At 47.1% G+C, this 15963-nt stretch carries 11 protein-coding genes, 1 pseudogene and 1 riboswitch; all 12 genes and pseudogenes read left to right on the plus strand.

Going from position 1 to position 15963, the window contains the following annotated elements; genetic code table 11:
• Window positions 1-59: 59 nt before the first annotated feature.
• The 12 genes and pseudogenes from B5G11_RS12760 to B5G11_RS12815 all read left to right on the plus strand — a co-directional run bounded on the left by B5G11_RS12760 (window position 60) and on the right by B5G11_RS12815 (window position 15871).
• Entirely contained in the window at window positions 60-1415 is a 1356-nt protein-coding gene (locus B5G11_RS12760; protein WP_242959058.1) for a trypsin-like peptidase domain-containing protein, read from the plus strand.
• A 73-nt stretch (window positions 1416-1488) separates the two neighbouring features.
• Window positions 1489-2478 carry a 3'-5' exonuclease gene (locus B5G11_RS12765; RefSeq protein WP_158099288.1) on the plus strand — a complete coding sequence of 330 codons (990 nt, stop codon included), beginning with the start codon at window positions 1489-1491 and terminating at the stop codon, window positions 2476-2478.
• Window positions 2479-2502: 24 nt separating this feature from the next.
• Window positions 2503-6075 (plus strand): ABC transporter ATP-binding protein/permease, encoded by a 3573-nt coding sequence (locus tag B5G11_RS12770; protein WP_087254393.1) that lies wholly within the window; start codon window positions 2503-2505, stop codon window positions 6073-6075.
• A 46-nt stretch (window positions 6076-6121) separates the two neighbouring features.
• Window positions 6122-7189 carry an FAD:protein FMN transferase gene (locus B5G11_RS12775; protein ID WP_242959059.1) on the plus strand — a complete coding sequence of 356 codons (1068 nt, stop codon included), beginning with the start codon at window positions 6122-6124 and terminating at the stop codon, window positions 7187-7189.
• 237 nt (window positions 7190-7426) lie between these two features.
• Window positions 7427-7628: riboswitch (cobalamin riboswitch) on the plus strand.
• Between the two features lie 200 nt (window positions 7629-7828).
• A complete protein-coding gene (locus tag B5G11_RS12780; RefSeq protein ID WP_087254396.1) occupies window positions 7829-8932 on the plus strand; it encodes an ABC transporter substrate-binding protein in 1104 nt (367 codons plus the stop codon).
• 7 nt (window positions 8933-8939) lie between these two features.
• Window positions 8940-10007, plus strand: coding sequence for an iron ABC transporter permease (locus B5G11_RS12785; RefSeq protein ID WP_087254400.1), 1068 nt, complete (start codon window positions 8940-8942; stop codon window positions 10005-10007).
• Complete coding sequence (locus tag B5G11_RS12790) at window positions 10004-10762, plus strand: ABC transporter ATP-binding protein (protein WP_087254403.1); 759 nt, start codon at window positions 10004-10006, stop codon at window positions 10760-10762. Before B5G11_RS12785 ends, B5G11_RS12790 begins: the two co-directional genes overlap by 4 nt.
• A 61-nt stretch (window positions 10763-10823) precedes the next feature.
• Window positions 10824-11900 carry a Fic family protein gene (locus tag B5G11_RS12795; RefSeq protein ID WP_343215513.1) on the plus strand — a complete coding sequence of 359 codons (1077 nt, stop codon included), beginning with the start codon at window positions 10824-10826 and terminating at the stop codon, window positions 11898-11900.
• Window positions 11901-11992: 92 nt separating this feature from the next.
• Window positions 11993-12349 (plus strand): annotated as a pseudogene (locus B5G11_RS12800) (SDR family oxidoreductase); the annotation flags it as partial.
• 85 nt (window positions 12350-12434) lie between these two features.
• A complete protein-coding gene (locus B5G11_RS12805; protein WP_242959060.1) occupies window positions 12435-13139 on the plus strand; it encodes a carboxymuconolactone decarboxylase family protein in 705 nt (234 codons plus the stop codon).
• A gap of 338 nt (window positions 13140-13477) precedes the next feature.
• Window positions 13478-13777 carry a DUF6110 family protein gene (locus tag B5G11_RS12810; RefSeq protein ID WP_087169497.1) on the plus strand — a complete coding sequence of 100 codons (300 nt, stop codon included), beginning with the start codon at window positions 13478-13480 and terminating at the stop codon, window positions 13775-13777.
• A 6-nt stretch (window positions 13778-13783) separates the two neighbouring features.
• Complete coding sequence (locus B5G11_RS12815) at window positions 13784-15871, plus strand: heavy metal translocating P-type ATPase (protein ID WP_087254410.1); 2088 nt, start codon at window positions 13784-13786, stop codon at window positions 15869-15871.
• Window positions 15872-15963: the final 92 nt, after the last annotated feature.

A 15963-nucleotide genomic window follows, 5' to 3' on the forward strand; every position in this document is an offset into this window, starting at 1 on the left:
AGACATTATAGTAATAAATGTAAAAAGGAAACAAGGATAAAAAAAGGAAGTGCATAATTATGAAAAAACAGTTTTTCAATTTCCATAAAAATACTGAAGAGAACAAAGACAATATGACAAATGATCAGTCACAGGGATACGAAGGATATCAGAATTACCGGAACGATTATCAGCAGAATTACCAGCAGGATTCTTTTTATCCATATGGACAGCAGACTCCGGAGCAGGACCCGCACAAGAAGTCCCCAAAGAAAAGAAAAGGCGTCAAGACGGTCGCGGCAGTTACAGGGCTGGCCGTTCTCTTTGGCGGCATAGCAGGGGGAGCATTTTATGGAGTCAATTATCTGGTGGGCGGAAGCGGCAGCTCTTCCAATCAGATTGCGCAGGCGGATACGGCAAGTCTGACACAGGTCTCCTCAGGGACAACCGATACAGATCTGACGGATCTGGTCAAAGCGAGCATGCCGTTTGTTGTATCGATCCAGAATATGTCAGTGGAAGAAGTACAGAACTTCTTCGGCGGTACATCCCAGCAGGAAGCCACAAGTGTAGGTTCCGGTATTATCATCGGAGAGAATGATACAGAGCTTCTGATTGTGACGAATGCTCATGTAGTAGAGAATGCAAATACCCTGACAGTAACATTTAATGATGACACCAGTCTGGAAGCCAATATCAAGGGTTCCGATTCCGATAAAGACCTTGCGGTTGTAGCTGTTCCGCTTGACAGCATCAGCAGTGATACAAAGTCAGCAATCAAGACAGCAACTCTTGGCGATTCTGATGCACTGCAGGTTGGAGAGGAAGTCATTGCAATCGGTAACGCACTTGGATACGGACAGTCCGTAACGAACGGAATTGTAAGTGCCAAGGACAGAGAGATCAGCGGATATGACGGAACTCTGATTCAGACAAACGCAGCGATCAACCCTGGTAACAGCGGCGGCGCGCTTCTGAATACAAAAGGTGAGGTCATCGGCATCAACTGTGCGAAGATCAGTGATTCGTCTGTAGAGGGTATGGGATATGCCATTCCGGTTTCCGAAGTTTCTGATATTATTCAGAATCTGATGAACCAGCAGACAAAGACAAGAGTCAGTGAAGAGGAACAGGGAAGTCTCGGAGTTCAGGTAATGGATATCGATGAGACAACGGCAGAACGTTACGGAATGCCACAGGGCGTTTATATTACAGGGCTTACACAGGATAATACAGATTCCGACCTGCAGCGTGGATATATTATTACCGCGTTGAATGGAACAACCATCTCAGATACCAGCGATCTCCAGAATGAACTGGGCTACTACCGTGCAGGAGAAGATGTTACGCTGACTGTACAGTCAGCAGGATCAGACGGGGAATACACCTCCCAGGATATTACAGTGACACTGATTTCCAGCCAGTCAAATCAGTAGGTCCGGCATACTACTTGATTTTTCCGGATACAGACCATATAATATGGTTGTACATCATGACAGGAGTGAAACGATGAACAGATACCGGAAAGAACATGACAACAAGTGGTATGAGATTACACTGAAAGATGAAAGTGTCAAGCTCGTAAAAGGGCAGCAGTCCATACCGGCGGTTAAACGAAAATATAAAGGACAGATCCGGTCAATCAGGCGGATTTCCATGCAGGGCCTGCAGGGCAGGCAGAAGGAGAGACTTGGAAATTATATCGCGTTTCTGGATCTGGAATATAATACAGGGGATCAGAATAAATACCCGACGGAAATCATTTCCGTCGGGATATTGATCGTTGAGAGGAAAAGTATGAAGGAAAAAGAATCATACTATTCTCTTGTACGCCCTAAATTTAATACTGTGCTGAATCCATACTGCATGGAGCTGACAGGACTCAGGCAGGTGGAAGTCGACCACGCGCCTGGATTCGGACGGGTTTTTCGTGAAGTGCTGGATCTGTATCGTAAATGGAACATCCGGCAGACCTTTGTCTTTGGAAGCGCGGATAAGCCGGTCTTTCTGGATAATCTGCTTCTGAATGAAGAGGAAGAGGAGCTGTACCGGATCGGTGAAGGAATGAGGGATATTTCGCTTCAGTTATTTTTTACTTTATTTGGAAAGGACGGGAGTCTTTCCCTGGAAAAGATGGGAAGAATCCTGAATGTCTCGGTGGATGGAGCACTTCACAATGCGCTAAACGATGCGAGGCTTCTTTATTTATGCTATCGCGCAGTGATAAAGGGTGAGATTCCGCAGGACAGGCTTTCCATGGCCAGGGAGGAGCTTTTGATACGTGAGGTCTATCAGAAAAGCCGAAAATTTGAAGAGCCGATGACCGGATATCCGGAGGAGAAAAAACAGGCAGCCTATGCATTGATCGAGGAGCTGATGAGTACGGTAAAGACGGACTCGCTTCGGGAGAAAGGAAAGGTTCTGGCGCTTTGCGATGACATTCTTCTGATGACGGGGGAGAAAGCACGCTATCAGAGAGAGTATTTTCACTGGATTTAAGAATGACAAAAAAGGAGAACGTATATGCTTCAGATCAAACACATACGAAAGGAGTACCGGACGGGGAAACTGGTGCAGAAAGCACTTGATGATGTTAGTCTGAATTTAAGAGACAATGAATTTGTCGCGATCCTCGGACCGAGCGGTTCCGGAAAAACGACACTTCTGAATATTGTCGGAGGGCTGGACCGTTATGACAGCGGAGACCTGATTATCAACGGGATATCGACAAAGAAGTATAAGGACAGAGACTGGGATTCCTACAGAAACCATACGATCGGATTCGTTTTTCAAAGCTACAATCTGATTCCACATCAGACGATTCTGGCAAATGTAGAGCTTGCACTTACGATTTCCGGAGTCGGGAAAGCTGAAAGGCGCGAGAGGGCTCAGAAGGCGCTGGAAGAGGTCGGACTTGGAGAACAGGTACATAAAAAACCGAACCAGCTTTCCGGAGGACAGATGCAAAGAGTTGCGATTGCGCGTGCCCTTGTCAATGACCCGGATATCCTGCTGGCGGATGAGCCGACGGGGGCGCTGGACAGCGCGACGAGTGTCCAGGTAATGGATCTTTTAAGGGAAGTGGCCAAGGACCGGCTGGTTGTCATGGTCACCCATAACCCGGAGCTGGCAGAGGAGTACGCGACCCGGATCGTTAATCTGAAAGATGGCAGGATCCGGTCGGATTCCAATCCATATGAGGTGGATGAAACTGCAATGAAGCAGCCGGAGCATCAGAACATGGGAAAATCATCCATGTCACTTTTGACTGCATTATCCCTTAGTTTTAATAATCTGAGGACAAAAAAGGCGCGGACGCTTCTGACCTCCTTTGCGGGATCAATCGGAATTATCGGAATTGCATTGATTCTTGCGCTTTCTACAGGTGTCAATCAGTATATTCAGTCAGTGGAAGAGGATACACTTTCGGAGTATCCGCTCGAAATCCAGAGCACGGGGATTGATATGACCGCCATGCTCGGAGACGGAGGCGGGGAAGAGAAAGAGGCCGGCGATGTGGATGTGATCCAGATGGTCAGCAATATGTTTTCTACCATGGATTCCAATGATCTGGAATCCTTAAAAAAGTATCTGGAGAGCGGTGAGAGTGATATCAAAGACTATACCAATGCGGTGGAATACTCTTATTCTGTATCTCCGCAGATTTACCGTGAAGATGGAGATTCTATCCGGCAGGTGAATCCGGACCGCTCATTTGATGCACTTGGATTCGGATCAGCCTCCGGGTCCAACAGTATGATGTCCTCCATGATGAGTACGGACATGTTTTATGAAATGCCGGAAAATGAAAATCTCTATAAAGGGCAGTACGATGTAAAGGCCGGTCGATGGCCGGAGAATTATAATGAGTGTGTGGTTGTCCTGACGGCAAACGGGAACGTCAGTGACTTTATGCTTTATACACTCGGACTTCGGGATGCTGTGGAACTGGATGAGATGATCCGGCAGTTTATCAATGAAGAAGATATCGAAACACCGGAAAATATGGGAAGCTATTCCTATGAAGATTTTCTCGGTATTACCTTTAAACTGGTCAACAGTGCGGACTATTATACGTACGACAGTCAGTATGGTGTCTGGACAGACAAATCCGGCAATGAAACCTATATGAAAGATCTCGTGAAAAACGGGGAAGATCTCAAGGTAGTAGGTGTTGTCCAGCCTGCAGAAGATGCCAATGCAGTGGCACTTTCTTCCGGAATCGGCTACCCGTCTTCTTTGACCCGGCATGTGGCAGAAGAGGCGGAAGACAGTGAGATCGTAAAACAGCAGATTGCGAATCCGGACGTCAATGTCTTTACCGGGGAGGCGTTCGGTGAGACAGAAAGCCAGAACGGGCTGGATATGAACTCGTTATTTACCGTCAATACGGATGCACTGGAAAATGCTTTTCAGTTCAACAGCGATGCGCTCTCAGGCAGTCTGTCCGGAGCAGTGGATTTTTCCGACCTGTTCCAGATGGATGGAAACACTCTGGACCTTTCCAAAATGGTGGATCTTTCCGGAATCCAGATCGAGCTTCCGGATGCAGGTAGCTTGAATCTGAATGATCTGATGGGGAATCTGAACCTGACTGTTTCGGCGGAAGGGATGACAAAACTGGCGGGAAATCTGATTTCCGGCTATCAGGACTACGCAAAAGAGCATCCGGAGGCAGATTATTCGGGGCTGAGCGAAGACTTTGCAGGATATTTGAAAAGTACGGACGCACAGAAGATTCTCAAAGAAAATATTCTGGAGATCATTGAATCAAACGGCGGCATCACCGCATCGGTTGAACAGATTCAGAACCTCTTCCGTGAAGTTTTAAGCGGTTTTATGGAGTATGCGTCGGAGCACGGATATACGGATTCGGAGAGGTTTGATGAATATCTTCTGGAGTACCTTCAGACACCGGCTGCGGCAGAGATCATCAACAGTTGGGGCAGCAGAATCTTTGATTCTGTACAGGATATTTCCATCACCACAGAGCAGCTTCAGAAGATTGCCCGGGAGATGGCAGCCGGATATCTGGATTACGCAGAAAAGAATCAGCTGCCGGATCTGACAAAGATGGATGACTATTTTGTCAGCTACCTGAATACAGATGCGGGGAAAGAAGCGCTTTCCTCCGGAATTTCGGAGATAGTTGATATGGAGAGCCTGCAGTCACAGGTTGGTACGTCCCTTGAAACTTATATGAAAGAAGTGATGGGCGCGTATACAGGCGCAATTTCCAACGCACTGGAAACTCAGATCAGCTCTGCCATGAGCCAGGTGGTAAGCCAGATGAGCAGCGGAATGGAGACGGTGATGCAAAGAGCGATGAGCCGGGTGGGAACGAGCCTTCAGGAGGCCATGGGAGATGCCATGACCATCGATGCAGACGCCTTTGCCAATGCGTTTGAAATGAACATGAGTGAGGAGGAGCTCTCCGAGCTGATGATGTCCATGCAGTCTACGGGAGAGACTTCCTATGACAGTAATTTAAGAAATCTGGGATACGTGGATTTTGATGTCCCGACAGGTATTGCCATTTATCCAAAGGATTTTGAGAGCAAAGAAGAAGTCGTAAAGATTCTGGACGGCTATAATAGTCAGATGGAGGCACAGGGAAAAGACGAGCAGGTGATCACCTACACAGATATGGTTGGTACTCTTATGTCTTCGGTTACGGATATTATCGATATTATCAGCTATGTACTGATCGCCTTTGTGGCCATTTCTCTGGTGGTTTCTTCCATCATGATCGGTGTCATTACCTACATCAGCGTGCTGGAGAGGAAAAAGGAAATCGGAATTCTCAGGGCCATTGGTGCCTCAAAGGGGAATATTTCCCAGGTGTTCAATGCAGAGACCTTTATCATCGGGCTTTGCGCCGGGCTCATTGGAATCGGGCTTACCCTTCTGCTTCTCATACCGGGAAATGCATTGATCCATCATCTTGCAGATACGAATGAGGTAAGCGCCGTGCTCCCTGTAGTGCCGGCACTGATTCTGATCGCGTTAAGTGTCGTGCTTACGCTGCTTGGCGGACTGATCCCTTCACGAAAGGCGGCAAAGAGCGATCCGGTGACAGCACTTCGTACCGAATAATAATATATAAAATCTCATTAAAAGCAATGTAAAAGGCGGTTCAGACATGAGAAGATATAAGACAGAAAATAACTACCGTACAGGGACAGCAGCGTTTGTGCTTCTGTGCAGTCTTGCTTTGACGGCATGTCAGGGAGCACAGAATACAGGCGGCAATAGTCAGGAGGAATCCAGAAAAGAGTTTTTCGCCATGGATACCTATATGACCTTTACCGCTTACGGGGACAATGCCGGCGAAGCGCTGGAAAAGGCGGAGAAAGAGATTCATACACTGGAGTCCGAGTGGTCCGTCACGGATGAAAACAGCGAAATTTACGCGGTCAATCACAGTAATGGAAATGTGGTGACGCTCAGTGAGGATACAGCAGGTGTTGTCAGCTTTGCCCTGGAAATGGCCAAAGAGACCGATGGGGCGCTGGAACCTACGATTTATCCGGTGCTGACTGCATGGGGGTTTACAACTGACGAAAACCGGATTCCGGGAAATGAGGAGATTCAGTCGCTTCTTAGCCGGGTCGGCTACGAAAAAGTGGAGCTGAACGGGCAGAAAATACACCTGCCGGAAGGTATGGAACTGGATTTGGGAGCGGTAGGAAAAGGCTATGCCGGTGATCTGACAGCAGAGATTGTAAAAGAAAGCGGGGTAACGTCTGCCCTTCTAAATATCGGCGGCAATGTTCAGACCGTGGGATCCAGACCGGATGGAAATGACTGGCGGCTTGCTATACGGAGTCCTTACGGGGACGGAGAAGTCGGTGTACTGGAAGTGTCAGACTGTGCCGTGGTGACCTCCGGAAATTATGAGAGGTATTTTACCGGAGAGGACGGAAAACGATACGGACATATCATTGATCCGAAGACCGGATATCCGGTGGATAACGGACTGGCTTCTGTGACGATTGTGACCGAGGAAGGAAAGACGGGAGATGCCCTTTCCACCTCCATGTTCGTAAAAGGACTGGAAGGTGCGCAGGAATACTGGAAATCTCATAAGGGATTTGACATGATTCTGATGACAGAAGATGGAGAAATCTATCTGACAGAAGGCATTGAGAACAATTTTACCTTGACTGACAGCTTCAGCAATATGGAGAAACATATTATCAGAAGATAGAGGAGGGAGCGGAAAAGACGCGTCTTTCTCCGGATTCCGATTTATAAGGATGGGAAGCCGTTTCTGCGTAATTATTGCATGTTCTGGAAGAAAAACCGGAGCAACTATTACATGGAAGAGTTTGCTGAAATTCTGCACCGGCTTTTAGAAAAAGCATAGAGAGAATGTCCGGTGGGAACTGAGGTTGCAATTGATGCCAAAATGTGCTAAATTGGAAACTGTAATATTTCCTGTTAGAATTGAATAACTTTATCAAGTGAAGAATTCCTTTGTCAAAGAGGATGAATTTTAAAAGGGAACGGAGTGGAAATCTCCGGCGATCCGGTCACTGTAAGCAAGGAGTCTGTCCCAATTTATGTCATTGCGGCAATGCCGTGAGAAGGCCGGGACAGGTGAGGAGAGGCAAGCCAGGAAACCTGCTTGATAGAGAAGATGAAGCTTCCGTGTAAAGCAGACATCTGAAAATATGGGCGGCAATCTTTGCCTGTCCATATGTTTTTGTCATGCCTGCTTATAAAAAAGCAGGTTTTTTTGTTCTGCAAAACGAATCTTCCGGTAAGTAGGAATATGGATCTGACGGGTAAGCCAAAGATCCTGTAACAGGAAAGGAAAATATACCGAAAGAAAGAAGGAGAGAACATGAAACAGAACATGGTGAAAAAGGTACTGGCGTGTCTTCTGACAGCCACAATGACGGTGGGACTTTCCGCCTGTGGAGGCAGTGACGGAAACAACAGCGGGGATGCGGGCAGAATCAGCTCTGATCAGGTGAAAGAGGACAATCAGGCTGCAGATGACGGCTCGTCTGACAGCAAGGACACCACAGAGAGTACGAAAAAAACCGAATATCCGCTGACGATCACGACTTATGGCCGGGATGGCGCCGAGTACACGATGACTTATGAAAAGGCGCCGGAAAAGGTGGCAGCGGTTTACCAGGGATCGGTGGAGACGCTGCTTGCTCTTGGACTGGAGGACCGGATTGTAGCGACGGCAGGGCTTGATAATGAGGTGCCGGATGTTCAGAAAGCCGCATTTTCCAAAACAGACTATCTGGACGAGTTTACACCGTCCAAAGAGACAATGACGATGCTGGAACCGGATATGATTTTTTCCTGGGTATCCCTGTTTGATGAGGATAACCTTGGAAGCCCGGATGAATGGATTCAAAAAGGAACAAATGTCTATATCAATACGAATACCGCGGTGAAAGAAGATTCTCTGGAAAATGAATATAACGATATCCTGAACATTGGAAAGATTTTTGATGTGCAGGACCGTGCAGAAGAGATCGTAAATCAAATGAAAGAGACCGTAGAACACGTAAAAACGCTGGCCGAAGAACAGGAAGAAAAGCCGTCTGTCATGGTGGTGGAGAGCATGAATGATACCTTTACCAATTATGGCGCGGCAAGCATTGCGGGGGACATGGTGACCCAGCTTGGTGCCAGCCTTGCAAATCCGGACGCATCTACGGTTGGAAAGGAAGACATTTTAGCGGCAGATCCAGATGTGATTTTTGTCGTCTACATGCCATATACCGGGGATGATCCGGAAACGGTGAAGCAGGAAAATCTGGATAAGATTCTGGAAGATGAAGCATTTCAGAGCCTGAGCGCCGTGAAAAATGACCGGGTTGTTCCGATTATGTTAAGTGAGATGTACGCAAGTGCGACAAGGACGCAGGACGGGATTGAGACTATCGCCAGAGGCCTGTATCCGGATCTGGATCTGAACGAATAGAGGGAGCATGATGAAAAGAGGAGCGATGAAAACAAAGACATATGGAATTCTGATTCTTGGGCTGTCTGCGGCTCTTATACTGTCACTTTTTACGGCGGTACTGTTTGGAAATGCGGATTTGTCCTTTCAGGATGTGTACCGTGTGATCGGATATGAGGTCTTTCATACAGAGAGCCTGTCCGCCTACGGCCAGGGAGCTGTCCACGATGTAGTCTGGCAGATCCGCCTGCCGAGAGTGCTGATGGCGGCAGCAGTGGGGACGGGGCTTTCCGTGTGCGGCGTTGTCATGCAGGCAGTTGTCAAAAATCCTCTGGCGGACCCGTATGTCCTTGGCGTCTCCTCCGGGGCATACCTTGGGGCTGCGGCATCCATTCTACTTGGGATCGGTTCCGTATTCGGGGATCAGGGTATGGGGATTATGGCCTTTTTCGGGGCTCTGGCAGCATCCTTTGGTGTGCTTTTTATTTCCGGCATCGGCGGACGCACAAGCGCGGGGAAACTGATTCTGGCCGGAATGGCGGTCAGTACCGTCTGTTCCGCGTTTGCGAACTTCCTGATTTATATTTCCCAGAACCGGGAAGCAACGACTCAGATTTCCTACTGGAGCATGGGAAGTCTTGCCACGGCTGACTGGGACAATGTGCCGGTTGTTCTTCCGGTCATGATAGTCGCAACACTGATTTTCTGGACTCAATCCCGGAAGCTGAATCTGATGCTTCTGGGCGATGAGACAGCGGTGACACTTGGGACCGACCTCCACCGGGTGCGGATCGTGTATCTGATTCTTTCCTCCCTGATGGTGGGAACGGCAGTCTGTGCGGCAGGAATGATCGGATTTGTCGGGCTGATTATTCCACATGCAGTGCGGATGTGCCTTGGAACAGATCATAAAAGGCTCGTCCCGGTCAGCGCACTGACCGGAGCGGTCTTTCTGATCTGGGCGGACGTGGCCTGCAGGGTTATTCTGGACTATGCGGAACTGCCGATTGGAATTTTAGTCTCTCTGATCGGCGCGCCGTGCTTTATTTATCTGATGATAAGGAAATCCTATGGATTTGGAGGTGGGGAAGCGTGAAAATCAATACGGAAGATCTCCATCTTTCCTACGGGGCGCAGGAGATTTTAAAGGGAATCAGCATCCAAAGTAAGGAGAAGGAATTTATCGGACTGATCGGGCCGAACGGAAGTGGAAAATCAACGCTGCTCAAGTGCATTTACCGGACTTTGAAACCGGATCAGGGTGCTGTCTATCTGGACGGAAAAGAGCTGAGTACGATCCGCGTCAAAGACTCCGCCAGAAAACTGGCAGTGGTAGCTCAGCATAACCATTATAATTTTGAGTTTACCGTACAGGAAATCGTTATGATGGGGCGGTCTCCCCACAAAAAGGCACTGGAGCGGGACAATGCCGGAGACTATACCATTGTAAAAGAAGCATTGCAGGCTGTCGGCATGTCGGAATTTGCGGATAGAAGTTTCTCCACGCTTTCCGGAGGGGAACAGCAGCGGGTTATTCTTGCAAGAGCCCTGGCCCAGCAGACGCCCTGCCTGATTCTGGATGAACCTACCAACCATCTGGACATTACCCACCAGCTTCAATTGATGCGGATTGTAAAGGAGCGGAATGTGACGGTGATCTCGGCCGTCCATGACCTGAATATTGCGGCCATGTTCTGCGACCGGATTTACGCCCTCAAAGACGGCCGGATTGCAGGAGAAGGGACACCGGAGAGTTTGCTGACACCGGAGTTTATCCGGGAAATTTACGATGTGGAGGCAGAAGTCGTCAAAGATAAAAAAGGACAGATCCATATTTTATTTGTAGAGTAGCAGAAAAGGGATTGTACACCGTTTACTGGTGTGCGATCCCTTTTTCAGTGGATGAACTCATATGGGTGTTGAAAAATTTTTGACTTGCTGTATAATAGAGGAAGAAAGTACGCAAGATAATACGCAAGTACATGGAGGTACTGTCATGGGAGTGTATAAACCGCCTTTTACAATAACAAATGAAATATTATCATATGTATCTTCGATTTCAGAAAAGATTGGACGAATTTCGGCAACCAGTAATTTAGAATCCAAACCACATTTGAGAAGAAACAATCGTATCAAGTCCATTCATTCTTCATTGAAGATTGAAGCGAATTCTCTTTCTTTGGGGCAGGTTAGAGATGTAATCAACGGAAAGACAGTGCTTGGTGAACAAAAGGAAATTCAGGAAGTAAAAAATGCCTATGCCGCATATGAAAAAATTTCCGAGATCAATCCATACAACATAAGAGATTTGAAAAAATTTCATGGCATAATGACCAAATATGTTGTAGAAGAATCCGGTGACTTCCGTCGAGGTGAAGAAGGTGTTTTTAATGGCGATCAGTGCATTTTTATGGCACCACCTTCACGATTTGTTCCCCAGTTAATGGATGAACTTTTTGATTGGATGAAAGAAGCACAAAATAGTGTTCATCCTCTTATTTTAAGCAGCGTATTTCATTATGAATTTGTCTTTATCCATCCGTTCTCTGATGGCAATGGTAGAATGGCAAGATTATGGCATACTGCGATCCTTTCCAAGTGGAAGCCGATATTTGAATTTATTCCAATTGAGAGTCAGATCGAAAAATTTCAAGAAGAATACTATGACGCGATTGCTAAATGCCATCTGGATGGTGCATCAACAATTTTCATTGAATTTATGTTGTCACAAATTGATAAAATTCTGGATGACATTTCCATTCAGATCAGTGAAGATAATGGGCAGCTTTCGGAATACATTAAGAAACTGCTTGATGTTATGGAATATGATATTCCTTATACAAGCAATTCACTTATGGAAAAACTGGGGTTGAAATCTAAGGAAGGTTTTCGAAGAAATTATTTACGGCCGGCAGTAGACATGAATCTTATCCGTATGACAATTCCAGATAAACCTAACAGCAGGAACCAAAGATATGTAAAGATATGATATATTTAGATACCACGCCCGGTTCAATATGAACCGGGCACTTTTGAAACAATCATAATCTGGTCATATGTAAGAAAACAGACATTAGAAGTAAAATGCTTGCCTGTATACCGACAGAGGAACTTTTGAAGCTGGATATCCTTCAGCCGGAAAAGATCAAAGACACGTATCAATTCCATTTCTCCCGGCATTATCGTGACGCGTTGGCAATAGATGAGTTTAACGGTCCACGTGGAGATTTCTATAAAAATATGTTCGCTAAATGCCCGGCAGGCCGCCCGGGAACTGCCGATGAGGTGGCCAATGTGGCGGAACTGCTGATGAGTGAAAAGGGGACCTTCATCACTGGAGCGGATATACTCATTGACGGAGGCGCGACCGCATCGTATTTTTACGGGCCGCTGAAGCCGGAAGCAAAGTTTCTGGTTATATATACCTATTCAGATTAAGTATTTGATCTTGCAAAACCGGAGTTTTATACTGTAAGAAGAGGTGGAGAGCCTGAAATTCACATAGAAACAGGAGGCAGAAACGATGACAGAAACAATGAATTTTCACAAGACAGATTCAGAATTTATGGAACGGTGGGAAGCATTTGCATATAACGAGGTTGTAAACGAACCGGGACAGACACTGGATGAGACCACCAGATATCTTGCAGTCCTTGCTGCGCTGATCGGAAGCCAGTCCGTTGACGCATACCGGTATTATCTGCCAAAGGCAGTCGAAAGCGCCCTGACTCTGGCGATGGTAAAAGAAGTCGTTTATCAGGCAGTAGATTATCTTGGTTTTGGAAGAGTGTTTCCATTCTTTGCAGCAACCAATGAAGTGTTTGAAGCAAACGGAATCCCGAATCCGGAGGAGAACCGTGGAACGACTACGATGGAAGACCGTCTGGAAAAAGGAGCTGCCGCCCAGGCTGAAATCTTCGGACCGCAGATGCTGGAAGCATGGAAAGCCGGACATATCAACCGCTGGCTTGCATCCAACTGTTTTGGAGATATTTATACAAGAAAAGGACTGGATCTCAAGCAGAGAGAGCTGATTACCTTCTGCTTTCTGGCGGCACAGGGAGGCTGTGAGCCGCAGCTGACATCCCATGCCATCGGAAATATGAATCTGGGAAATGACAAAGAATTTCTTGTACGGGTTGTCTCTCAGATTCTTCCGTACATCGGATATCCGAGAAGCCTGAATGCAAACCGCTGTATCGAAAACGCAGCGACGCAGATGGCGTAATCGTCAGGAACCCAATAGATTAAGATATGGCAAACGGACCGAAGAGAGCAGATCTCCTCGGTCCGTTTTGTTATAGAACTTAAGGGAACATCGATGATTATATGCGATATTGAGAAGATTTATCAACAAGACCGGTTAGGTTTGACTAGCCTGAAAATGTGTTGCTATGCTTATAGAGTATCCTTATGATAATTCATTAAAAAAGGAAGTGATGGCGCATGAAGCAGCATAGATTCTGGGCATGGGCTGCCGTGTTCTGTTTCATAATGGTATTCTATACCGGATACAAGCATAAGTAATTCAAACATCAAAAAAATTTATAGCAGGAGGTAAAACATATGTTTAGTGATTCATTGATGAAGAAAATCGGATTATTCGCAGGAGGAGTCCTTTTCGGGACGGCAGGGGTAAAGATTTTATCCAGTAAAGATGCAAAGAAAGTATATACAACGTGTACGGCGGCTGCATTGCGCGCAAAGGACTGCGTGATGAAAACGGTAACGAATGTTCAGGAAAACGCAGAGGATATTCTTGCAGAAGCACAGCAGATCAATGAGGAAAGAGCCGCAGTGGAAGAAGCGGCAGTCCAGGAGGCGGAAGAAGACGGTGCGGCCTCTTCTGACAATGGAAAGATGTAACCGCTCATGAAATATATTATCAAGCATGAGATCAAGGGCCGCCTTCGGATTCACATCGTTCAGAAGAAAATGACATGTGAGGAGGCGGATACTCTTTTCTGGTATCTGGACAGGCAGAAAAATATAACAGATGTCAAAGTGTATGAACGCACCTCAGACGCTGTCATCTGCTATACAGGAGACCGTGGTGAACTGATCCGGATGTTGAAGGAATTCCGGTACGAAAAGGTAAACGTACCGGAAAACATGATCCGGAATTCCGGGAGATCTTTGAATGCGGCATATAAAGAAAAGCTGATTGCAAAAATGCTGCTGCACTACGGATGCCGGCTTCTGGTTCCGGGACCGCTCCGGGCGGTGGTTGTGACGGCCAGGTCTTTAAAATATCTTGCAGCCGGGCTGCACTGCATCCGAAAAAGAAAGATAGAAGTCCCACTTCTGGATGCAGCGGCAATCGGCGTCTCTGTCCTGCGCCGGGACTTTAATACTGCAGGATCTGTGATGTTTCTTCTCGGAGTCGGAGAGCTTTTGGAAGAGTGGACCCATAAGAAATCAGTTGGCGATCTGGCGCGGAGCATGTCTTTGAATATTAAGAAAGTCTGGCTGAAGCGCGACGGACAGGAAATTCTTGTAAAGGCCGACAAGATCCGGAAAGGTGACATAGTGACCGTACATATGGGAAATGTCATTCCTTTTGACGGGGAAGTATCCGGTGGAGAAGGGATGGTAAACCAGGTTTCTCTTACGGGAGAGGCCATGCCGGTACGCAGAGTACAGGGACAGTCCGTCTATGCGGGTACAGTAGTTGAGGAAGGGGAACTTGATGTTCTGGTAAAAGCGGTATCAGGTTCCACCAGATTTGAAAAGATCGTGGCAATGATCGAAGATTCTGAAAAGCTGAAATCTTCTATGGAGAGCAGAGCAGAACATCTTGCCGACAGGCTCGTACCGTATACCCTGCTTGGAACCGCGGGGGTATGGCTTTTGACCCGGAATGTAACCAAAGCCTTATCCGTGCTCATGGTGGATTTTTCCTGTGCACTGAAACTGGCCATGCCTCTCACCGTACTTTCAGCAATCCGGGAGGCAGGCGGATACGGGATCACCGTGAAAGGCGGAAAATTCCTTGAGGCGGCCGCGGAAGCTGACACGGTGGTCTTTGATAAAACAGGCACGCTCACAAAGGCGAAACCAACGGTGAAAGAAGTGGTTCCGTTTGGTGATGTGCCGGAAGAAGAATGCCTGCGGATTGCAGCGTGCCTGGAGGAGCATTTCCCTCATTCCATGGCAAAAGCCGTAGTGGATGCTGCAAAGAAACGGAATCTTGCCCACGAGGAAATGCACTCCAAAGTAGAATATATTGTTGCCCATGGGATCTCTTCCCATATTAACGGGAAAAAAGTGGTAATCGGCAGCAGCCATTTTGTATTTGACGATGAAGCATGTCAAGTCCGTCCGGAATACCGGGACAGATTCGAATCACTGCCGGACGAATATTCTCATCTGTATCTTGCCATTGAACAGGAACTGACGGCAGTGATATGTATTGAAGATCCGCTGAGAAAAGAGGCTGAGGATATGATCCGGGCATTGAGAGCGGCGGGAATAAAGAAAACCGTTATGATGACTGGTGACAGTGAGAAGACCGCAGCATCAGTCGCCCGGCGGGTCGGCGTAGACGAATATTATGCGGAAGTGCTCCCGGAAGAAAAAGCGGGGTTTGTGGAGAAAGAGAAGACGCTGGGGCATAAGGTGATCATGATCGGGGACGGAATCAATGATTCTCCGGCCCTGTCTGCGGCGGATGTAGGTGTTGCTATCAGCGATGGTGCAGAACTTGCAAGGGAAATTGCCGATATTACCATTGCGGCGGAAGACCTTCGGGAACTGGTTACACTGAAACATCTTGCAAACAGAATGATGAACCGGGTCGTAAAAAACTATCATCAGATCATCGGTATCAATGCAGGACTGATCCTTCTTGGCGTTGCAGGCATGATTCAGCCAACGTCGTCGGCTCTTTTTCATAACACATCGACTTTACTGATCAGTCTCAGGAGCATGAGAAATCTGCTGACTGATGAAAAGAAATAAAAATCATTCAAAAAGGGAGATTCACGTTGTGTGCGGAATCTCCTTCTTTCTGTTAACAGGATTCTTTTATACCATGTCAAATATAAAACAAC

This window comes from Drancourtella sp. An57 (assembly GCF_002161525.1).
Lineage (GTDB): Bacteria > Bacillota > Clostridia > Lachnospirales > Lachnospiraceae > Sellimonas > Sellimonas catena.

Coding starts and splice junctions, on each gene's coding strand:
- B5G11_RS12760 (WP_242959058.1), top strand. CDS start 60: ATGAAAAAACAGTTTTTCAATTTCCATAAAAATACTGAAGAGAACAAA.
- B5G11_RS12805 (WP_242959060.1), top strand. CDS start 12,435: ATGACAGAAACAATGAATTTTCACAAGACAGATTCAGAATTTATGGAA.
- B5G11_RS12780 (WP_087254396.1), top strand. CDS start 7,829: ATGAAACAGAACATGGTGAAAAAGGTACTGGCGTGTCTTCTGACAGCC.
- B5G11_RS12765 (WP_158099288.1), top strand. CDS start 1,489: ATGAACAGATACCGGAAAGAACATGACAACAAGTGGTATGAGATTACA.
- B5G11_RS12810 (WP_087169497.1), top strand. CDS start 13,478: ATGTTTAGTGATTCATTGATGAAGAAAATCGGATTATTCGCAGGAGGA.
- B5G11_RS12770 (WP_087254393.1), top strand. CDS start 2,503: ATGCTTCAGATCAAACACATACGAAAGGAGTACCGGACGGGGAAACTG.
- B5G11_RS12785 (WP_087254400.1), top strand. CDS start 8,940: ATGATGAAAAGAGGAGCGATGAAAACAAAGACATATGGAATTCTGATT.
- B5G11_RS12815 (WP_087254410.1), top strand. CDS start 13,784: ATGAAATATATTATCAAGCATGAGATCAAGGGCCGCCTTCGGATTCAC.
- B5G11_RS12795 (WP_343215513.1), top strand. CDS start 10,824: ATGGGTGTTGAAAAATTTTTGACTTGCTGTATAATAGAGGAAGAAAGT.
- B5G11_RS12775 (WP_242959059.1), top strand. CDS start 6,122: ATGAGAAGATATAAGACAGAAAATAACTACCGTACAGGGACAGCAGCG.